The 19,228-nt window shown below is 70.4% G+C and carries 24 protein-coding genes and 2 tRNA genes; 13 read left to right on the top strand and 13 right to left on the bottom strand.

What is annotated here, in order from left to right:
- Window positions 1-3: 3 nt before the first annotated feature.
- Genes KZX17_RS11790 through KZX17_RS11775 form a run of 4 tightly spaced genes read left to right on the top strand, consistent with a single transcriptional unit; the run spans window position 4 to window position 3,508 of the window.
- Window positions 4-1,263 (top strand): histidine kinase, encoded by a 1,260-nt coding sequence (locus tag KZX17_RS11790; protein ID WP_248173696.1) that lies wholly within the window; start codon window positions 4-6, stop codon window positions 1,261-1,263.
- On the top strand, window positions 1,253-1,918 hold the full coding sequence (locus KZX17_RS11785) for a response regulator transcription factor (protein ID WP_248173695.1): 666 nt from the start codon (window positions 1,253-1,255) through the stop codon (window positions 1,916-1,918). The genes KZX17_RS11790 and KZX17_RS11785 overlap by 11 nt, the downstream gene beginning before the upstream one ends.
- Window positions 1,919-1,970: 52 nt before the next feature.
- Window positions 1,971-3,062, top strand: coding sequence for a mechanosensitive ion channel family protein (locus KZX17_RS11780; protein WP_248173693.1), 1,092 nt, complete (start codon window positions 1,971-1,973; stop codon window positions 3,060-3,062).
- Window positions 3,059-3,508, top strand: a complete 450-nt coding sequence (locus KZX17_RS11775; RefSeq protein ID WP_248173691.1) for a globin — start codon at window positions 3,059-3,061, stop codon at window positions 3,506-3,508. The genes KZX17_RS11780 and KZX17_RS11775 overlap by 4 nt, the downstream gene beginning before the upstream one ends.
- A gap of 3 nt (window positions 3,509-3,511) precedes the next feature.
- On the opposite strand, the gene KZX17_RS11770 is transcribed toward KZX17_RS11775, so the two are convergent.
- Window positions 3,512-4,189, bottom strand: coding sequence for a hypothetical protein (locus KZX17_RS11770; protein WP_248173688.1), 678 nt, complete (start codon window positions 4,187-4,189; stop codon window positions 3,512-3,514).
- Window positions 4,190-4,243: 54 nt separating this feature from the next.
- Here KZX17_RS11770 and KZX17_RS11765 point away from each other — a divergent pair, with 54 nt between their 5' ends.
- A complete protein-coding gene (locus KZX17_RS11765) occupies window positions 4,244-5,113 on the top strand; it encodes an acyl-CoA thioesterase II (RefSeq protein ID WP_248173685.1) in 870 nt (289 codons plus the stop codon).
- Between the two features lie 28 nt (window positions 5,114-5,141).
- Here KZX17_RS11765 and KZX17_RS11760 read toward each other — a convergent pair whose 3' ends face one another.
- The 5 genes from KZX17_RS11760 to msrA form a co-directional block, all read right to left on the bottom strand.
- The gene (locus KZX17_RS11760; RefSeq protein ID WP_248173682.1) at window positions 5,142-5,621 is read right to left on the bottom strand and encodes a thioesterase family protein; all 480 of its coding nucleotides are present in this window, start codon (window positions 5,619-5,621) and stop codon (window positions 5,142-5,144) included.
- Window positions 5,614-7,293: an energy-dependent translational throttle protein EttA gene (gene ettA / locus KZX17_RS11755; RefSeq protein ID WP_248173677.1), complete on the bottom strand. Its 1,680-nt coding sequence runs from the start codon at window positions 7,291-7,293 to the stop codon at window positions 5,614-5,616. Before ettA ends, KZX17_RS11760 begins: the two co-directional genes overlap by 8 nt.
- Window positions 7,294-7,358: 65 nt before the next feature.
- Window positions 7,359-7,859, bottom strand: coding sequence for a hypothetical protein (locus KZX17_RS11750; protein WP_248173674.1), 501 nt, complete (start codon window positions 7,857-7,859; stop codon window positions 7,359-7,361).
- A gap of 53 nt (window positions 7,860-7,912) precedes the next feature.
- Window positions 7,913-8,368, bottom strand: a complete 456-nt coding sequence (locus tag KZX17_RS11745; RefSeq protein WP_248173670.1) for a single-stranded DNA-binding protein — start codon at window positions 8,366-8,368, stop codon at window positions 7,913-7,915.
- 161 nt (window positions 8,369-8,529) lie between these two features.
- Window positions 8,530-9,054: a peptide-methionine (S)-S-oxide reductase MsrA gene (gene msrA / locus KZX17_RS11740; RefSeq protein ID WP_248173668.1), complete on the bottom strand. Its 525-nt coding sequence runs from the start codon at window positions 9,052-9,054 to the stop codon at window positions 8,530-8,532.
- A 130-nt stretch (window positions 9,055-9,184) separates the two neighbouring features.
- Between msrA and KZX17_RS11735 the strand changes: the two genes are divergently transcribed.
- Entirely contained in the window at window positions 9,185-9,430 is a 246-nt protein-coding gene (locus KZX17_RS11735; RefSeq protein WP_248173665.1) for a hypothetical protein, read from the top strand.
- Window position 9,431: 1 nt separating this feature from the next.
- On the opposite strand, the gene KZX17_RS11730 is transcribed toward KZX17_RS11735, so the two are convergent.
- Window positions 9,432-10,856, bottom strand: coding sequence for a PLP-dependent aminotransferase family protein (locus KZX17_RS11730; RefSeq protein WP_248173662.1), 1,425 nt, complete (start codon window positions 10,854-10,856; stop codon window positions 9,432-9,434).
- A gap of 62 nt (window positions 10,857-10,918) precedes the next feature.
- On the opposite strand from KZX17_RS11730, the gene KZX17_RS11725 reads away from it, so the two are divergent.
- The 7 genes from KZX17_RS11725 to KZX17_RS11695 all read left to right on the top strand — a co-directional run bounded on the left by KZX17_RS11725 (window position 10,919) and on the right by KZX17_RS11695 (window position 13,564).
- Window positions 10,919-11,539, top strand: a complete 621-nt coding sequence (locus tag KZX17_RS11725; RefSeq protein ID WP_248173659.1) for a YitT family protein — start codon at window positions 10,919-10,921, stop codon at window positions 11,537-11,539.
- A gap of 26 nt (window positions 11,540-11,565) precedes the next feature.
- Window positions 11,566-11,638: transfer RNA gene (locus KZX17_RS11720), tRNA-Arg, on the top strand.
- Between the two features lie 45 nt (window positions 11,639-11,683).
- Window positions 11,684-12,304: an oligoribonuclease gene (gene orn / locus KZX17_RS11715; protein ID WP_308194601.1), complete on the top strand. Its 621-nt coding sequence runs from the start codon at window positions 11,684-11,686 to the stop codon at window positions 12,302-12,304.
- Between the two features lie 34 nt (window positions 12,305-12,338).
- Window positions 12,339-12,414 (top strand) — tRNA-His (locus tag KZX17_RS11710).
- A gap of 24 nt (window positions 12,415-12,438) precedes the next feature.
- On the top strand, window positions 12,439-12,789 hold the full coding sequence (locus KZX17_RS11705) for a metallopeptidase family protein (protein ID WP_248174831.1): 351 nt from the start codon (window positions 12,439-12,441) through the stop codon (window positions 12,787-12,789).
- Window positions 12,789-13,079, top strand: coding sequence for an ATP-dependent Clp protease adapter ClpS (gene clpS / locus KZX17_RS11700; protein ID WP_248173656.1), 291 nt, complete (start codon window positions 12,789-12,791; stop codon window positions 13,077-13,079). The genes KZX17_RS11705 and clpS overlap by 1 nt, the downstream gene beginning before the upstream one ends.
- Before the next feature lie 23 nt (window positions 13,080-13,102).
- Complete coding sequence (locus KZX17_RS11695; protein ID WP_248173653.1) at window positions 13,103-13,564, top strand: DUF2017 family protein; 462 nt, start codon at window positions 13,103-13,105, stop codon at window positions 13,562-13,564.
- A gap of 2 nt (window positions 13,565-13,566) precedes the next feature.
- Here the strand turns inward: KZX17_RS11695 and KZX17_RS11690 are convergent, their stop codons facing one another.
- From KZX17_RS11690 to gatC, 6 genes are all read right to left on the bottom strand, one after another.
- Window positions 13,567-14,148: a hypothetical protein gene (locus KZX17_RS11690; RefSeq protein WP_248173651.1), complete on the bottom strand. Its 582-nt coding sequence runs from the start codon at window positions 14,146-14,148 to the stop codon at window positions 13,567-13,569.
- Window positions 14,132-14,452 (bottom strand): hypothetical protein, encoded by a 321-nt coding sequence (locus KZX17_RS11685; RefSeq protein WP_248173648.1) that lies wholly within the window; start codon window positions 14,450-14,452, stop codon window positions 14,132-14,134. Before KZX17_RS11685 ends, KZX17_RS11690 begins: the two co-directional genes overlap by 17 nt.
- A gap of 77 nt (window positions 14,453-14,529) precedes the next feature.
- The gene (dinB, locus tag KZX17_RS11680; RefSeq protein ID WP_248173645.1) at window positions 14,530-15,786 is read right to left on the bottom strand and encodes a DNA polymerase IV; all 1,257 of its coding nucleotides are present in this window, start codon (window positions 15,784-15,786) and stop codon (window positions 14,530-14,532) included.
- 74 nt (window positions 15,787-15,860) lie between these two features.
- Entirely contained in the window at window positions 15,861-17,378 is a 1,518-nt protein-coding gene (gene gatB / locus KZX17_RS11675) for an Asp-tRNA(Asn)/Glu-tRNA(Gln) amidotransferase subunit GatB (protein WP_248173643.1), read from the bottom strand.
- Window positions 17,378-18,889: an Asp-tRNA(Asn)/Glu-tRNA(Gln) amidotransferase subunit GatA gene (gene gatA, locus KZX17_RS11670; protein WP_248173640.1), complete on the bottom strand. Its 1,512-nt coding sequence runs from the start codon at window positions 18,887-18,889 to the stop codon at window positions 17,378-17,380. The genes gatB and gatA overlap by 1 nt, the downstream gene beginning before the upstream one ends.
- Window positions 18,886-19,185 carry an Asp-tRNA(Asn)/Glu-tRNA(Gln) amidotransferase subunit GatC gene (gene gatC, locus KZX17_RS11665; RefSeq protein ID WP_248173637.1) on the bottom strand — a complete coding sequence of 100 codons (300 nt, stop codon included), beginning with the start codon at window positions 19,183-19,185 and terminating at the stop codon, window positions 18,886-18,888. Before gatC ends, gatA begins: the two co-directional genes overlap by 4 nt.
- Window positions 19,186-19,228: the final 43 nt, after the last annotated feature.

Here is a 19,228-nt window from a genome sequence, read left to right as displayed (position 1 = left end):
GGCGTGACGAACGGCGACCGCGGCTCCTCCTCGTCCGAGGCGGAGCCGCGGCTGCCGCGTCCGCCGGGCCTGCTGCGACGGTTCTGGTCGCGGCACCCGCTGTTCGCCGACATCCTCATCGCGGGCGTCTGCCTCGTCATCTCCGCAGGACCCGTCATCGTGGCCCGCCGCTTCCCGGAGGGCGCCCAGCCGGCCGCTGAGGACTGGGACCGGGCCTGGCCGGTGATCGCGACGGTCGTCGTGCTGGGATGCTTCGCTCTGCTCGTGCGTCGACGGTTCCCCGTCGCGGTGTTCGCGGCATCCATGGCGGTGGCGCTCTGCTACCTCCTCGCGCCGGTGTCCCTCGGCGGTCCCCTGCTCGGCGTCGCGACGTACACCCTCGCCGTCTACCGCGGGACGCGCACGTGGCTCCTCGCCGTGGGGTTCGGACTGTCGACCCTCGCCCTCATCGCGGGCTCGCTCGGAGCTGCCGGACTCATCCGTCCCGACATCGCCTGGAACTCCATCATCGGCGAGGGCATCACCATGCTCATCGGCGGCCTCATCGGGTCGAACGTCGGCGGCAGGAAGCGATACGTCGAGGCGCTGATCGCGCACTCCCAGCGGCTCCTCGTCGAGCGCGACCAGCAGGCCCAGCTCGCCGCCGCCGCTGAGCGGGAGCGCATCGCCCGTGAGCTGCACGACATCGTGGCGCACTCGCTGACGGTGATGGTGGCGCTGGCCGAGGGGGTCGCCGCCTCGCAGGACGTCGACCGGACCCGTCCCGGCGCGGAGGCGATCGCCGCCACAGGGCGGGACGCTCTCCGCGACATGCGGGCGACCCTCGGCGTGCTCCGCGACGCGTCGCCCGTCCCATTCGCGCCGATCGTCCGCGATTCGACCGCGGACACGGTGGCGTCGGCGCGCGCCGCAGGGTACGACACCCGACTGACGGTGACCGGGGACGCGAGTACCGCTCCGGCCGGGACGCAGCTGGCGGTGTCGCGCATCGTTCAGGAGGCGGTGACCAATGTCATCCGACATGCGGTTGCGGCCACCCGCATCGACGTCGACGTGACGCACTCGGAGGACGGCGTGACCGTGACCGTCGTCGACGACGGCCGTCCTGTCACGGCACCGTCTCACTCCCCCGGCTTCGGTCTGCAGGGCGTGCGCGAGCGGGTCGAACTCGCCGGCGGCAGCGTGAGCGCGGGCCCGGGAGAACGACGGGGCTGGGCGGTCCGCGCACGGCTACCCCGACGAAGCGAGGACGATGAACGCTGACGCACCCATCCGGGTCCTGATCGCCGACGACCAGCCGCTCATCCGGCTCGGCTTCCGCATGGTGCTCGAGGCGGCTGACGGGATCGAGGTGATCGGAGAGGCGGCGGACGGGGCCGAGGCGGTCACGCGAGTGGCCGAGACCGCGCCAGACGTCGTCCTGATGGACGTGAGGATGCCGGGGGTCGACGGGATCGAGGCCACTGCGCGCATCGCGCGTCACCACCCCGCGACGCGCGTGCTGGTGCTCACCACCTTCGACCTCGACGAGTACGCGTTCGGCGCCCTCCGCGCCGGCGCCGGCGGGTTCCTCCTGAAGGATGCGGAGCGCGACGACCTCGTGGACGCGGTCCGGGCCGTCGCCGCCGGCGAAGCGACCCTCGCACCACGCATCACGAAGCGGATGATCGAGCTCGTGACGGCGGAGGGTCGACCCACGCCGGTGCCTGCGCGGCTGGACGCGCTCACCGCCCGCGAGCACGAGGTGCTGGACGCGATGGCGCGCGGGATGACCAACCTCGAGATCGCCGGGACCCTGTTCCTCGGCGAGTCCACCGTGAAGACCCACGTGGGCCGGATCCTCGCGAAGCTCCCCGCCCGGGATCGGGTGCACGCCGTCCTCATCGCCCACGGCCTGGCCGAGCCGGGGGTCGCGTGACGCCGCCGCGGACACCCAGGGCCGCGGCATCCGTCTCGGTAGAATCGATCCGATGAACTCGAACGATCCGCTGGACTGGCAGACCATCCGCGACGGCTTCCTGACATTCCTGGTGCAGGCAGGCTGGAACATCCTCTGGGTCGCCGTCACCGTCGTCATCGCGCTCGCCCTCTCGTGGCTGATGCGGCGACTCATCGCACGCGTGGTCGACCGCATCGTCACCGGTGCGAAGTCGCGGGCAGCCGCCGAGGACACCCGTGCGATCGACATGTCGCCGCTGGCGCAGGTCCGCGTCGTCCAGCGCACCCGGACGCTCGGGGCGATCCTCACGAACATCGTCAACGTCGCGATCGTCATCGTCACCGTCCTCACGATCGTCTCGATCATCAACGCCGGCGTCCTCGGCTCGTTCGCCCTCCTGTCCGCCGCCATCGGCGCGGGACTCGGCTTCGGTGCGCAGAACATCGTGAAGGACGTCCTGAACGGCATCTTCATCGTCGCGGAGGATCAGGTCGGCATCGGCGACGTGGTCGACCTCGGTCTGGCCACGGGGATCGTGGAGTACGTCAGCGTCCGCGTGACGCATGTCCGCGACGTCAACGGCACCCTCTGGTATGTCCGCAACGGCGAGATCACCCGGATCGGGAACATGTCGCAGGGCTGGTCGCGGGTGGTCGTCGACGTCGGCGTCCCCGTCGACACCGACATCGACGCGGCGGAGGACGCGATGCTGACCGCTGCGAAGGACCTCGTCCGCGAGCCGAAGTGGCGCACGCGGATCGTGGAGAAGCCCGAGCTGTGGGGCCTCGAGTCGATCGACGGCGAGACGCTGGTCCTGCGCCTCGTGCTGAAGACGCGGCCGAATGCGAAGGATGACGTCGCCCGAGCTCTCCGGCTGCGGATCAAGCGCGCCCTGGATGCGATCGGGGTGGCGGTGCCGCAGCTCACGTCGCCGCAGCTCGAGGGCGCCGAGGCAGTGCAGAGCATCCGAGGCGCGAACCCGCCGAAGACCAAGCCGCAGCCGGTCGCACCGGTCGCAGGTCCCGCGGCGCGGCTGACGTGGCGGCCGAAGAAGAAGTCCCGGCCCGCCGACGAGGGGCCGACCGACGCGGACGGCGGGACGCCGAGGACGGGGACGCCGTGAGCGAGCCCCTGAGCTTCTACGACGAGGTGGGCGGGCACGACTTCTTCCGCCGGCTGGTGGACGTCTTCTATCGTGAGGTCGCGTCGGACGACGTGCTCCGGCCGATGTACCCCGAGGAAGACCTCGGTCCCGCGGCGGAGCGGCTGACGCTCTTCCTGGAACAGTACTGGGGCGGCCCGACGACCTACAGCGAGCGGCGAGGTCACCCACGGCTGCGGATGCGGCACATGCCGTTCCACGTGAACCCGGACGCGCGCGACCGGTGGCTGCGGGCGATGCGGATCGCCGTCGACGAGTCCGGCGTCCCGCCGCTGCACGAGGCCACCCTGTGGGACTACCTCCAGCGGGCCGCGCACGCCATGGTCAACACCTTCGAGCCGACGGGGATCGGTCCCGCCCGGGGCGGCGCCGCGGGGTCGACGCTGCCGCTGCACCCGGAGCGCTGAGGGTCAGAGGCCGCCGGTCGTCCGGACCGCGGTCAACCCGGTCGGGTTGCCGGCGCGCACGAGCACGTGACCGCGCTCCAGACTGACACGGGTCCAGGTGCCGCTGCGCCGGACGGCTGCCGCGCCCGCGCCGTCGGCGGTGAGGAACCCGAGGGCATCGGCTGCGAACGCCACACCAGCGATGAGTCCGTCCAGCGACGCCTCCGGCCGGCCCCAGACCGCCGAACGGACCGTCCGGACGACGTCCTCCCCCGGGCTGGCCGGCAGCGCGGCCGCGACATCCGCGACGCCACGACGGACGACCTCGCGGAGCGCGGCCTCCGGCACCTCGGCCCCCGGCATCCAGCCCGAGCGTGGCGGCGAGATGCCCGCCCAGGCCGCGGACACACCGCTGTCGGGCAGCATGATGCGGTCGGCGCCGACCGGATCGGCGCGAAGCGTCCCCGCGTCGACGACCAGATCGCAGGACAGGTCCGGATCGCTCCGCAGGAAGCGCATCGCGAGCACGGTGGGTGTGTCATCCCCGAAGCCGCGGGGCGACAACGGTGCCGCTGAGACCGCCATCGTGCCCTGCGCGGCACGCAGCCGGACGATCGGGTCCCCGAGGCGCACAACACGCGAGGCGAAGGTGAGGAGGTCGGCCGCCGAGCGCGGATCGGGGAACACGAGCTGGGGAGCCATCCCACCTAGACTATCGAGCGGGCGGCTCGACGCGCCCCGGAGCGGAGTGGTGCAGTGAGTGAAGCCGGCCACGTCGACGGGCTGCTCGCGGTGCTCGACCTCGCCTCGAGCGATGCGCGCACGACCGAGGACATCTTCACCGGCGTCTCGCAGTCGATGCCGCTCGGACGCGTCTTCGGCGGCCAGGTCCTCGCGCAGGCGATCGTCGCAGCGGAGCGGACGGTCGGCGACGACCGTGCGGCGCACTCGATGCACGGCTACTTCCTGCGGCCCGGCGATTCGACCCGCGGCATGACCTTCTCGGTCGACCGGATCCACGACGGCCGCTCGTTCTCGACGCGGCGCACCCAGGCATACCAGGACGGCGTCCCGATCTTCTCCATGATCGCCTCGTTCGAGACGGATGCCGCCGGCCTCGAGCACCAGGACGAGATGCCGCACGACATCCCCGATCCCGAGACGCTCTCGGATCAGGCGGTCCTCGAAGGGCTGCATCCGATGAGTCGGCGGCACTTCGACAGGAGCCCCGTCGATGTACGACACGTCGAGGCTCCGATCTACGCGAGCGTCGAGGGCGCCCATGTGCCCCGACAGGCGGTGTGGGTCCGCACGCGCGGCGCAGTGCCCGATGATGCCCGGCTGCATCGGGCTGCGCTGGCGTACATGAGCGACCTCACCATCCAGGAGTCGGTGCTGCGCGCGCACGGCGCTTCGTGGTCGACGCCCGGGCTGAAGGTGGCGAGCCTCGACCACGCGATGTGGTGGCACCGGCCGGCGCGGGTGGACGACTGGCTGCTCTACGTGCAGCAGTCCCCCAGCGCCCAGGGCGGTCGCGGCCTCGCGACGGGCCGCATCTTCTCGCGGGACGGGCAGCTCGTTGCATCCGTCGCCCAGGAGATCATGATCCGCGTTCCCCAGGACTGAGGGGGGCGCCACCGGCCGAGGCGTCGGGTCAGCGTCGCCCGAGTGGTGGGAGCGGGTCTCCGAGGTAGGGCTCCCAGGCGGCGCGGGTCTCCGGGGTCAGCCGGATCGGCCGCCCGGAGACGGCGTCGACCTGGACGATGACCGTCGAGGCTCGGGCGTAGAGGACCCGCGGCTCGACGGTCTCAGGGCTGAAGACCTCGTAGTGGACCTCGGCGCTCGAACCGCCGATCTTGCCGAACCACATCTGCACGTCGATCGGATCGCGCTGGTACGGGACGGGCGCGAGGTACTCGATCTCCTGGCGGGCGATGAGGGTCAGCTGCGCCGCCCCGTGGCTGGCGTCGATCACGGCCGTCGGCACCGCGCGCTCGGTGGCGCCGGGGATCCAGAACGCGCGCACCCGTGCTTCCTCGAGGAGTTTGAGCATCGAGGCGTTGTTCACATGGTTGTACGCGTCCAGATCGCCCCACCGCAGGTGGATGGGGACCCGGATCCGCACCTCAGTCACGCGTGAGCTTGCGATAGGTCGACTTGGCGGGGTTCGCTGCGTCGGCCCCCAGTCGCTCGACCTTGTTGGCCTCGTACGCCTCGAAGTTGCCCTCGAACCAGTACCACTTGTCGGGGTCCTCCGGGGTGCCCTCGTACGCGAGGATGTGCGTGGCGATGCGGTCGAGGAACCACCGGTCGTGGGTGATGACGACGGCGCAGCCGGGGAACTCCAGCAGCGCGTTCTCGAGCGAGGACAGGGTCTCGACGTCGAGGTCGTTGGTCGGCTCGTCGAGGAGCAGCAGGTTGCCGCCCTCCTTGAGGGTGAGCGCGAGGTTCAGGCGGTTCCGCTCACCGCCGGAGAGCACGCCGGCCTTCTTCTGCTGGTCCGGGCCCTTGAAGCCGAACTTCGACACGTACGCGCGCGAGGGGATCTCGGTCTTGCCGACGGTGATGATGTCCAGACCGTCGGAGACGACCTCCCACAGCGTCTTGTTCGGGTCGATGTTCGAGCGGGACTGGTCGACGTAGCTGATCTTGACCGTCTCGCCGATCTTGAGGTCGCCGCCGTCGAGGGGTTCGAGGCCGACGATCGTCTTGAACAGCGTCGTCTTGCCGACGCCGTTCGGGCCGATGACGCCGACGATGCCGTTCGGCGGCAGGCTGAAGCTCAGCCCGTCGATGAGGGACCGGGAATCGAATCCCTTCTGCAGCTTCTTCGCCTCGATGACGACGCTGCCCAGGCGCGGCCCCGGCGGGATCGTGATCTCTTCGAAGTCCAGCTTCCGCGTCCGGTCCGCTTCGGCGGCCATCTCCTCGTAGCGCGCCAGGCGGGCCTTCGACTTCGTCTGGCGTCCCTTGGCGCTGGAGCGGACCCATTCGAGCTCGTCCTTCAGACGCTTGGCGAGCTTGGCGTCCTTCTTGCCCTGGATGTCGAGGCGCTCGGCCTTCTTCTCCAGGTACGTCGAGTAGTTGCCCTCGTAGCCGATGAGGCGCCCTCGGTCGACCTCCGCGATCCACTGCGCGACGTTGTCGAGGAAGTACCGATCGTGGGTGATGGCGATGACCGCACCCTTGTACGCCTGCAGGTGTTGCTCGAGCCAGAGCACGCTCTCGGCGTCGAGGTGGTTGGTGGGCTCGTCGAGCAGCAGGAGGTCAGGCTTCTGCAGCAGCAGCTTGGCGAGTGCGACGCGGCGCTTCTCACCTCCGGACAGCGGACCGACGGCGGCGTCGGCCGGGGGTGTGCGCAGTGCGTCCATCGCCTGCCCGAGCTGCGAGTCGAGGTCCCAGCCGTCTGCGGCGTCGATCTCCTCCTGCAGCGTGCCCATCTCGGCCAGCAGCGCGTCGAAGTCGGCGTCGGGGTCGGCCATCAAGGCAGAGATCTCGTTGAAGCGGTCGAGCTTGGGCTTGATCGCGACGCCGTCCTCGATGTTCTCGAGCACGGTCTTCGACTCGTCGAGCTCGGGCTCCTGCATGAGGATGCCAACCGAGAAGCCGGGCGAGAGCTTTGCCTCGCCGTTGGAGGGGGTGTCGAGACCCGCCATGATCTTGAGGATGGTCGACTTTCCGGCCCCGTTCGGGCCGACCATGCCGATCTTCGCGCCGGGCAGGAACGCCATCGTGACGTCGTCGAGGATGAGCTTTTCGCCGACCGCCTTGCGGGCGCGGACCATGGAGTAGATGTATTCGGCCATAACGGCCCAAGTCTACGCGGGACGCCTCGGGCCGGGCGACACGTCGGCGGTCGCGTCGCCGGTTCTCACCAGTCGATCGGCCGGGTCTCCCCCAACAGGCACGTGCCATCAGACAGGCCGGGCATGACGAGCGCCGTCGGGCGACTGACCGAAGGACCCACCTGACCGATGAGGCAGTCGTCCGCCACGCGGACGGCGAATTGGATGCTGTCGGCGGGATCGCCGACGGAGGTCTCATCGAAGGTCACCTGCATGTCGTCCTTCGCGAATCCCGCGGCGATGAGCGCGTCGACGTAGTCGCGACCGGCGACCGACCGGGAGTCGTCCCACACCGACTGCACGGTGGCTCGGAAGTCCGCCAGGCGCCCGTCGGCGCCGCTCGCGGTGGCGGTGGGAGTGGGAGAGGCAACCGGCGCCGACGCGGCGGGGGTCGCTGCGGACGCGGTGGCGCTCGCAGCAGGTGCCGGGTCACCGGCAGGTGCGCAGCCGGCGACGGCGATTGTGAACGTCGTCGCCACCGCGACGACGACGAGGCGGGTGGCCCGGAGGGGTTGCTGTCGACGCACGGGCGCGAGTCTAGGGGCTGCAACCTTCGGATTGCCTCCGGGCCGTGCGTTCGTCAGAACGGCGTCGGGACCGGTTCCGCGGCCCACTCGTCCTCTCTGGAGGCATCCTCGGCCGGCTCCCCCTCCGCCCGCTCGACGGTCACGACCCTCGGTCGCGCCTCCGGGGTGAAGACCGTCGTCCCGAAGGCGAGGTCGTGCCCCACCGCGACCGCATCGATCTCGGCATCCGTGCCGCTCTTGTCCCCCGCCTCCCATCGCTTGATCGTCAGCGTGCCGTGGACGACGACGCGCTGACCCTTGCGAACCGAGGCCGCGACGTGTTCGCCGAGGGTACGGAACACCGAGACGCGGTACCAGCTGGTGGGGCCGTCGACCCACGCGCCGGCCTTCGCATCGAAGCGGCGCTCGGTGCTGGCCAGGCGCAGCGATGAGACGGGGGTGCCGTCCGGCAGACGGCGGAACTCGGGGTCCGCTCCGACGTTGCCCACCACGGTGATGTGATCCTTCATGTCGACTCCAGTCGTCGGGGCACAGGTCAGCTCGTGCTCCGACCCCCGCGTGCCCGGCGGGAGTCGGAGCTGCTCCAGCGTCGTGGCTCCCCCGGGCGCGTGAACGGCTCGGCCCCCGACCGGGGGAACCCGATCGAGGGCCGAGCCGTTGTGGAGGAGGCTCAGGCGCGGGCGTACTCCGCGAACCGTGCGCGAACCTTGTTGACCTTGGGGACGGCGACCGCGAGGCAGTAGCCCTGACCGGGGTTCTTCGCGAAGAAGTCCTGGTGGTAGTCCTCGGCCGGGTACCACTCCGAGAGCGGCTCCACCGTCGTCACGAGCCCGCCGCCCCACCAGTCCGAGGCGCGCTCCGCCGCGCGGGCGAAATCGGCGCGTTGGGCGTCGTCGGCGGGGAACATCGCCGACCGGTACTGCGTGCCCACATCGTTGCCCTGGCGGTTCAGCTGACGCGGATCGTGCATCGTGAAGAAGGCGTCGAGGATGACGTCCCCCGGGATCACCTCTTCGTCGAAGGTCACCTTGACGGCTTCCGCGTGACCCGTCGTGCCCGTGCACACCTGCTCGTAGGTGGGTGCGGGGACGCTGCCACCGACGTAGCCGGACTCCACTTCGACGACACCGTCGAGCGCGCGGTAGGCGGCGTCGAGGCACCAGAAGCAGCCACCAGCGAGTACATAGGTCTGCATTCGAGACCATCCTTTCCATCACTTCGTCATCCGGTGCAACGCGTGGAGTGTCCCCGCTGTTCCGCCGTGCGGGCGGACGGAGAGGGTGTCGGAGGCCGAGCGTACCCTGCCGGCAGGGAGAGGAGACAGGGTGGGAACGGATACGGCAGCAGCGCGATCGGTCGCCGCTGGGTACCGCCTCGTCCAGGCCGCAGCGCACCTCCATCGCGTGGTCGACCCGAGCGGGCGCGTCATCGGCCACGTCGCCGACCACGAGGTGGACGGCGTCCGTCGGGTCATCGCGCGACGCTTCCACGCCGCCACGGGCGCCTTCGTCGACGTCGGCGCCTTCTGGGATGTCGACGACGCCGTCACCGCGCTGCACCACTCCCGGTGATTCAGACGATGGCCGCGGTCGCCTCCCGCTCGTCGGCGGTCGCCGCACCGGACCCGGCGACGACATCGGGCCAGAGAGCGGCGAGCACCGACACGGCCCGACGGATCTCCTCCGGAGGGGCGGTGAAAGGGATGCGCAGGTAGCCGTCATATCCCCCGTCGAGTCCGAATCTCGGTCCCGACGAGAGGAGCACCCCACGCCTGCGTGCCGCCAGCACCAGCGAGCCGCTGAGCGGCGCGTCCAGACCCACCCAGAGGCAGAGTCCGCCGTCGACGCTCGGGACCCGCCACGAGGGGAACGCCTCGGCGAGGGCGCTGACGGTCGCATCATGGCCGGACCGGAGCAGCTCCGCACGCTGCGGCTGGATGAGCGGCAGCATCCGGACCAATCGTGCGGCGATCGCCTGCTCCAGCTCGGGGGTGCCCAGGTCGCGACGCGGGCGCAGTTCGACGAGCCGTCGCACCAGGTTCCGATCCGCGCGCACCCATCCGACCCGCAGGCCACCCCAGACGGATTTGCCGAGGGATCCGATGCGGACCGCACTCGGACCGAAGTCCAGTTCGTGGGGCGCGGCACCGGAGAAGGAGAGGTCTGCGGTCGTCTCGTCGATCACGAGGGTCGCGTCGGCGCGTTCCGCGGCCGCACGCATCGTGACGGCGTCGCCGGGCGTCATGGAGCGACCGGTCGGGTTCTGGAACCAGGGCATGAGGTAGGCGAGGGCGGGACGGGCCCGGCGGAACGCCTGGACAGCACGATCGAGATCCCAACCGGCGTCGGTCGTCACGGGGATGCCCGTCGGCCGCGCCCCGGTGGACCGCACCGCCTCCGCGGCGTGCGGGTAGGTCGGCGTCTCGAGCAGCGCGGTGCTCCGAGGAGTCAGCAGCGCGGTCGTGACCAGGTGGATGGCGTGCTGGGCGCCGTTGGTCACCAGGATCTCGTCCGGGTCCGTCGGCAGACCGCGCGCGGTGTACCGATCCGCGAGCGCGACGCGGAGATCCAGACTGCCGACGATGTCGAACCCCGGCCGACCGACGAGGGATGCCGCATCCGCCGCGACGTCGGAGATGACGCCGGCGAGGCCGGGCCACGCCGCCGGGCTGGCCTGCTGGAGGTCGATCCCCGCTCCGCCGTCGAAGATCCGGCTCGTGCCCCGCGGCGGTTGCGGGAGGGTGACGCTCCCCGAACCCCGGAGGCTCTCGATGTGGCCGCTCGCGCGAAGACTGCGGTACGCGGCCGCGACGGTCGCCCGGCTCAGGCTCAGCGCCGCAGCCAGCTCGCGCTCAGCCGGGAGGGCGGTGTGCGCGGCGAGCCGGTTGTCGAGGCAGAGGAGGCGGATGCCGTCTGCCAAGGCCTCGTACGTCGGGTTCCGTGTGCGCCAGCCGCCGAGCGAGACGGAGAGCGCGCGTGCGCTGATGCGTGAGTCCATGGAGCCACCGATCGAGGATTGGACTGTCCTGTCAGGTCCAATCATAGGGTGAAATAGTGGACATGACCGTTCGCCTGCTCCGCCTCCTCGTCGGCCTCGCCCTCTTCGGTGTCGGTTGCGCCCTCCTGGTGCAGGCGGGGGTCGGGCTCGACCCCTGGACCGTGCTGGCAGAGGGCCTGTCGACCCAGACCGGCATCGGGATCGGGTGGATCGTCGTCATCACCGGAGCCCTCGTGCTGCTGGCATGGATCCCGTTGCGCCAACGCCCGGGGATCGGCACCATCGCCAACATCCTCGTCGTCGGCACCGTGATGCAGGGAGCCCTCGCGGTCATCCCGCCCGTCGAGGGCTTCTTCTGGGGCGTGCTCGTCTTCCTCCTCGGTATCGCGGTGATCGCCGGCGGCTCGGGGGTCTACCTCGGCACCGATCTCGGCCCGGGGCCGCGTGACGGGCTGATGACGGGGCTCCACGCCAGATTCGGCTGGCCGATCTGGCTCTGCCGATTCCTCGTCGAAGGCTCGGTGCTCGTCGTGGGGTGGTTGCTGGGCGGGACCGCGGGCCTCGGGACGGTCCTCTTCGCGGTCCTGATCGGTCCGAGCGTCCACGTCGCGATGGGCCTGTCCGACCGTTGGGCAGCTCGCAGGGCGACCCGACGGGCGGCCTCCGCACGCGTCGTCGTCTGAGCGGTAGCCTGAAGGGGAGCATCCTTCCCTCCATAGCTCAGTGGATAGAGCGAGCGGTTTCTACCCGCCAGGTCGGGGGTTCGAATCCTCCTGGAGGGGCTCGGGTCGTCCCGACGGGACGGACCCCCCGTGTGAGGAGACCCTGTGTCAGCCGCTGAGAACGACCGCCTCGTCTGGATCGACTGCGAGATGACGGGCCTCGATCTGTCCGTCGACGAACTCGTGGAGGTCGCGGTGGTCATCACCGACTTCGAGCTCCGCGTGCTCGACCCGGGCTTCCAGATCGTCATCAAACCCGACGACTCCGCCCTGGCGCACATGAACGACTTCGTCACGAAGATGCACGAGAGCTCGGGTCTGCTGGAGGAGATCCCGCACGGCGTGAGCCTCGCCGACGCGGAGTTCCAGGTGCTGGAGTACATCCAGCGGTTCGTCCCGGAAGGGAAGGCGCCGCTGGCGGGCAACACGATCGGCACGGATCGCATGTTCCTCGCGCGGTACATGCCCCGCGTCGACCGCTGGCTGCACTACCGCAACGTCGACGTGTCGAGCGTCAAGGAGCTCGCCCGCCGCTGGTACCCGCGTGCGTACTTCAACGCACCGACGAAGGACGGCGGCCACCGGGCGCTGGCCGACATCCGCGAGAGCGTCCGCGAACTGGCGTACTACCGAGAGACGGTCTTCGTGCCGGCGCCGGGCCCCACCAGCGACGACGCGAGAAACGCCGCGGCGACCGCCGTGTCGTCGTTCGCCTCCGGGCTGTAATACACTTGGGGGGTTGCCCGCTCGCGGGCACATGGTGGGTATAGCTCAGTTGGTAGAGCACCTGGTTGTGGTCCAGGGGGTCGCGGGTTCGAGTCCCGTTACTCACCCCAATTCTTCCCTCATGAGACGTGGTCATGATCGAGATGGATGCCGAGGCGTTCGAGGCCCTGGTCGCGTCCGAGCTCGACGCGCTGCCCGATGAGATGGTGGACGGACTCGACAACGTCGTCCTCGTCGTCGAGGACCGACCCGAAGACGGCAGTATGGACCTCTTCGGTCTGTACGACGGACTCGCGATCACCGAGCGCGGCCGTTACGGGCTGGGCGAGCTCCCGGACCGCATCATGATCTACCGTGAGCCGCACCTCCACGCGTGCGATGACCTCGACGAGCTGCGAGACGAGGTCCACACGACACTCGTCCACGAGATCGCGCACTACTACGGGATCGACGACCAGCGGCTGCATGAACTGGGGTGGGCGTGATGAGCACCGCGATGCCCCTCGAGGACGTCGCCCTGGACCTGCGGGCGTCGACATCGGGTCCGTGGGAGACGGTCGTCTGGAACGACCCGGTGAACCTGATGAGCTATGTCGTGCACGTCTTCCGCGAGTACTTCGGCTACCCGCGTGAGCAGGCTGAGCGCCTCATGCTCGCGGTGCACCACGACGGCCACGCGGTCGTGTCCGAAGGCTCGCGCGAGCAGATGGAGCTGCACGCGCAGGCGATGCACGATTACGGCCTGTGGGCCACGGTCCGCGAGGTCGGGACGTGAGCAGTACGCGGATGACGATGCGGATGACCCTCCTCGAGGCCGCGCATCTGAGCGACCTCGTCGGGCAGCTCCAGGAACTCCTGGCTGCCGGCGCGGGCTCCGACCCGGCGGTCCGACGCCTCGTCCCGGATGCATACCGTGATGACCCTGAGGCGTCCGCCGAGTTCCGGGGTCTCACACAGGCTGACCTCCTCGCCCGCCGAGCCGCCGATGCGGGAACGGTGCGCGCCTCGCTCCGGCACGACGGCGGCGACCTCGTCGCCGCGGAGCTCGATCGCACGCAGGCGGAGGACGTCCTCGAGGTGGAGCTCGACCGCGAGGTGTCGGATGCATGGTTGCGGACACTCGCGGCGCTGCGTCTCGTGATGGCCGAGCGCCTCGGGGTCACCGACGAGGAACACCGTGACGATGATCCGCGGTTCGGCGTCTACGAGTGGCTCGGCTACCGCCTCGAAGGACTGCTGCAGGCGCTCGACCAGGAGTGAGCTCAGGGGAGATCGAGGACGACGTCCGCCAGATCGCGGGGACCGTGCGCCCGGAGGTGATCCTCCTCCTGCGCAGCCCAGCGCTCCCAGTGCGGACGGTACGCGTCGCCGTCTCGCCGCAACGCCCGCTCGCGCCGCGTTCGAGCCGGCGCATCGAGCCACACGCGCACGTCGGCCACCGCTGCGGACGCCGGGGTCAGCACACCCGCGCCTTCGACGATGAGCACGGGCGCGGGGCCGACGACACGACGTCGGCCGGAAGGGATGCCTCGGGCCCAATCCCAGGTCTCCCACTCGCCCGCTCGGCCCGCAAGCACCGGCCGGATGACCTGCGTCAGTGCTGTGTCCGCCCCCTGGCGGAGCCCGTCCCAGCCCGGGTAGATCTCGTCGAGCGCGACCAGCGCCGCCTCATCGAAGGACGCCGCGAGCATCGCGGCGAAGGTCGACTTCCCCGCTCCTGATCGGCCGTCGACGAGGATCACCGTCGGCACCGACCCGAGGCTCGACGCTCTCCGCAGCGCGGAGGCGACGCCGTCCGAGAGGAGGCGCTGGAGCGCTGGGTCGCCGTCAGCGCTTGAGGGCACGGATGATGCGGCTGAGCGCACGCCCCGCGACCCACACGAAAGGGATGCCGACGGCGAGCAACGACACGAGGTTCGGCTCGAAGCGCAGGTCGTCACCCTTGCGGATGTACGCCCCGACGGGGATCGCCGCACCGCCGCCACCACCACCCGCTCCGCCCGCGGTGTCCTCGCCGGCACCGAACCCCGACCAGGTCAGCGCGACCGGGATGAGACGGATGCCGTCGACGTCCTGCTGCTCGCCGTAGACGGTCGAGGCTCCGAGGGAGGCGAACTGCTTGCCGAGTTCGAGAGGGAGATTGGCCATGGGTCAACGGTATCGGCTGGACTCCGCGAACACAGGGGGTTGCGAAGACGCGGCGGTTGCGGGAGCACGGGGCACCGTCATTCCCGCGGCGGCCGGGGATTCGTCGGGAGGGCGCCCGTATCGCGCCGGGGGCCGAGCGTGCTGGCCCTCGTGACCGCTCCGCGGCCGAATCGCGTTCGTGCGTCGTCGAGCGCCGCGTCCACTCGCCGCCATTCCGCATCGTCGTCCCAGAGTGCCAGGCCCCCCAGTCCGTCGGTGGTGAGCTTCTCCCCGCGGACTCCGATGAGACGAACGGGCTGGACGAGGTCGATCTTCCCGAACAGCTCGAGCGCGACGTCCCCGATGCGCTGGCCCACATTCGTCGGTTCGGGGACGCTCACCGAGCGGGAGAGCGTGGTGAAGTCGGAGAAGCGGACCTTGATGGCGATCGTCCGGGCCTCCCACCCGCCGGCTCGGAGCCGGGAGGCGACCCGATCCGCGAGCCGCCGGAACTCGCTGCGCAGCATCCCCACGTCGGAGAGGTCCTCCAGGAAGGTCTCCTCGTGGCCGACGCTCTTCTCCGTGTGCTCGGTCTGCACCGACCGCGGGTCGATCCCCCGCGCGAGCTGCGACACCCGCGCGCCCATCGCGGGGCCCAGCGCCCGATCGAGCACGCCGCGCGGGGTGTGCAGGATGTCGGATACCATCCGGATGCCGCGGGCCTCCAGCGCTTCGGCGGCTTTCGGACCCACCCCCCAGAGTGCACCGACGGGGCGTGCCGCGAGGAAGGCCTGCGTGTCGGGTTCGCTCACGACGAGCAGCCCGTCGGGCTTGGAGACCGTCGAGGCGATCTTGGCGACGTGCTTGGTCGCGGCCACGCCGATGCTGCAGGTCAGGCCGGTCTCCTCCAGGACGCGCCGCCTGACCATCCGCCCGATCTCGCCCGGACTCCCCCACAACCGGCGTGCGCCGCTCACATCGAGGAAGGCCTCGTCGATCGAGAGGGGTTCGACGAGCGGGGTGACGTCGCGGAAGATCGCCATGACCTTCTTCGACAGCTCCGAGTAACGCTCGAAACGCGGCATGACGACGACCGCGTGCGGGCACAGCTGCAGCGCCTTGCCGACCGACATCGCCGAGCGGACGCCGAATCGACGGGCTTCGTAGGAGGCGCTCGAGACGACGCCTCGGCCTTCCATCCCGCCCACGATCAGCGGCTTGCCCGCGAGTGATGGGTCGTAGAGGACCTCGACGGACGCATAGAAGGCGTCCATGTCGACATGGAGGATGCGCGTGCCGGTGTCGTCGGCGTCGTCGGGCGAGACGATCCGTCCCGTCCCGTCGCCGCGTCCCATGTCTCCATTGTCGACGATGCCGCCGACACCGAGCCCGGACGGGGCTCCGGCGCGGCGGCACCGTGGACGGAGCGTCAGGCCTGGCCGGCACGCTCCAGGATGAGCTCCCGGACGCGAGCGGCATCCGCCTGGCCCTTCATCGCCTTCATGACGGCCCCGATCACGGCACCGGCGGCCTGCACCTTGCCGTCCTGGATCTTCGCCAGGACGTCGGGTTGCGCGGCGAGGGCGTCATCGATGGCGGCGATCAGCGCACCGTCGTCCGAGACGACCGCGAGCCCGCGGGCGTCGACGACCTCCTGGGGAGTCCCCTCCCCAGCCATGACGCCCTCGAGGACCTGACGAGCGAGCTTGTCGGTGAGGGTGCCGGCATCCACGAGCCGCTGCAGCTCCGCAACGGACTCGGCCGACACGAGCGCAGCGGGCTCTGCGCCCTTTGCGTTCGCGACCCGGGTGATCTCGCCGGTCCACCACTTGCGGGCGGATGCCGGTGAGGCGCCGGCGGCGATCGTCGCCTCGACCTCCGCGAGCAGACCGCCGTTGGCGACGTCCTGGAACTCGAGATCGGTGAAACCCCACTCGCTCTTCAGGCGGCGTCGGTGGACCGACGGCGCCTCCGGGAGTGCGGCGCGCAACTCCTCGATGAGCTCCTCCGACGGCTCGACGGGCAGGAGGTCGGGCTCGGGGAAGTAGCGGTAGTCGTCGGCATCCGACTTCGGACGGCCGGGCGAGGTGCGTCCCGTGTCCTCGTGCCAGTGCCGCGTCTCCTGCGTGATCGAGCCGCCGGCGGCGAGGATCGCCGCCTGGCGCTGGATCTCGTAGCGGACAGCCCGCTCGACCGAGCGCATCGAGTTGACGTTCTTCGTCTCGGTGCGCGTCCCGAGCTTCTCCTGTCCGCGGGGACGGAGCGAGACGTTCGCGTCGCAACGGAGGTTGCCGCGCTCCATCCGAGCCTCCGAGATCCCCAGCGACCGCACGATGTCGCGGATCGCTGCGACGTAGGCCTTGGCGACCTCGGGCGCGCGGTGCTCGGTGCCGAAGATGGGCTTCGTGACGATCTCGACGAGCGGCACGCCGGCGCGGTTGTAGTCGACGAGCGAGTACTCCGCGCCCTGGATGCGGCCGGTCGCGCCGCCCATGTGGGTGAGCTTGCCCGCATCCTCCTCCATGTGCGCGCGCTCGATGGGGACGACGACGACATCGCCGCCCTCGAGCTCGATCTCGACGCTGCCCTCGAACGCGATGGGCTCGTCGTACTGCGAGATCTGATAGTTCTTCCCGAGATCCGGGTAGAAGTAGTTCTTCCGCGCGAACCGGCTCGACGGCGCGATCGAGCAGCCGAGGGCCAGCCCCAGGCTGATCGAGGAGCGCACAGCGGTCTCGTTGACGACGGGGAGCGAACCCGGGAGGCCCATGTCCACCGGGGCGACGAGCGTGTTGGGCGCGGCGTCATGGTTGGCGGCATGGGCGGGGTTGCCGGCCGGCGAGAACATCTTGGTCTCGGTGTTGAGCTCGACGTGGACCTCGAAGCCGAGCACGGGCTCGAACAGCTCGAGCGCCTTGTCGAAGTCCATCAGCGCATCCTTGGCCATCAGCGGGCTCCTCCGAGGATCGGGGCGCGGTCCAGGATCGGACCGCCCCAGCTGTCGACGAGCAGCGCCTCGAGCGCCGCACCGACGCGATAGAGGCGAGCGTCCTCGCGGGCGGGTGCGACGAACTGGATGCCGACGGGCAGCCCGTCCTCCGCTGCGAGTCCCGAGGGGATCGAGATGCCGGGGACGCCGGCGAGGTTGACCGGGATGGTCGTCACGTCGTTGAGGTACATCTGCAGCGGGTCGTCGAGCTGCTCGCCGAGGCGGAAGGCCGTCGTCGGTGCCGACGGCGTCGCGATGACGTCCACCTGCGCGAACGCCTCGTCGAAGTCACGCTGGATGAGGGTGCGGACCTTCTGGGCGCTGCCGTAATAGGCGTCGTAGTACCCGGCCGACAGGGCGTAGGTGCCGAGGATGACGCGCCGCTTGACCTCGTCACCGAAGCCCGCGTCGCGGGTCGCGGCCATGACGTCCTCGACCGTCCCGCCCGGGACGTTCACGCGCATGCCGAAGCGCACGGAGTCGAACTTGGCGAGATTGCTGGACGCCTCGGCGGGGAGGATCAGGTAGTAGGCGGCCACGCCGTACTCGAAGTGCGGTGCGCTGACCTCGACGATCTCGGCGCCGGCGGCCTCCATGGCGGCGAGCGATGCTCGGAACGACTCCGAGACGCCGGCCTGGAAGCCGGAGTCGTCGAGTTCGCGGATGACGCCGACCTTCAGGCCCTTGAGGACCTCGCCGGTCGCGCCCTCGCGGGCCGCGCCGGCGAACGACGGCCAGGCGTCGGTGAGCGAGGTCGCGTCGTGCGGATCGTGCCCGCCGATGACGTCGTGGAGGAGCGCGGAGTCGAGGACGGTCCGCGAGACGGGGCCGACCTGGTCGAGGCTCGACGCGAGCGCGATGGCGCCGTACCGGCTGACGCCGCCGTACGTCGGCTTCATGCCGACGGTGCCCGTCACGTGCGCGGGCTGACGGATCGAGCCGCCCGTGTCCGATCCGAGCGCCAGGGGCGCCTCGAATGCGGCGACGGCGGCAGCGGAGCCACCGCCCGAGCCGCCGGGGATCCGGTCGAGGTCCCACGGGTTGTGCGTCGGGCCGTACGCGGAGTGCTCGGTCGACGACCCCATCGCGAACTCGTCCATGTTCGTCTTCCCCAGCGGCACGAGGCCGGCGGCGCGGGAGCGCGCCACGACGGTCGCGTCGTAGGGCGACATGTAACCCTCGAGGATCTTCGATCCGCTGGTCGAGGGCATGTCGGTCGTCACGAGGACGTCCTTGATGGCGAGCGGCACGCCGGCCAGTTCGCCGAGCTCCTCGCCCGCGGCGCGGCGCCGGTCGACGTCCTGGGCGACCTCGACCGCGTGATCGGAGACGTGCAGGAACGCGTGGACGTCGCCGTCGACGGCGGCGATGCGGTCGAGGTGGGCCTGCGTGGCCTCGACGCTCGACAGTTCACCGGAACGGAGCTTCGCCGACAGGTCGGCGGCGGTCAGCTTCAGGATGTCGCTCACTGCTCCTCCCCGAGGATCGCGGTCACGCGGAAGCGGCCGTCAGCGGCATCCGGTGCGTTCTGCAGCACCTCGTCGCGGGTGAGCATGTCGCCGGGGACGTCGGGACGGAACACGTTGCTGAGCGGGATCGGGTGGCTCGTCGCGGCGACCTCGGGGGTGGCGACCTCGGAGACCTTGGCGATGTTGTCGACGATGGCGTCGAGCTGGCCGGTGAGACGTTCCACCTCCTCGTCGCTCAGCTGGATCCGGGCGAGCACGCCGAGATGGCGCACGAGATCGGGGGTGATTTCAGACACTCCCCCAGTCTAGTTCGGGCCGCTCGCGCTCCCGAGCGGTCGC

It is taken from the genome of Microbacterium sp. EYE_78 (assembly GCF_023149035.1).
GTDB lineage: Bacteria > Actinomycetota > Actinomycetes > Actinomycetales > Microbacteriaceae > Microbacterium.
Note: the sequence above shows the minus strand (reverse complement) of the source record. Positions and strands in the feature narration are given on the sequence as shown.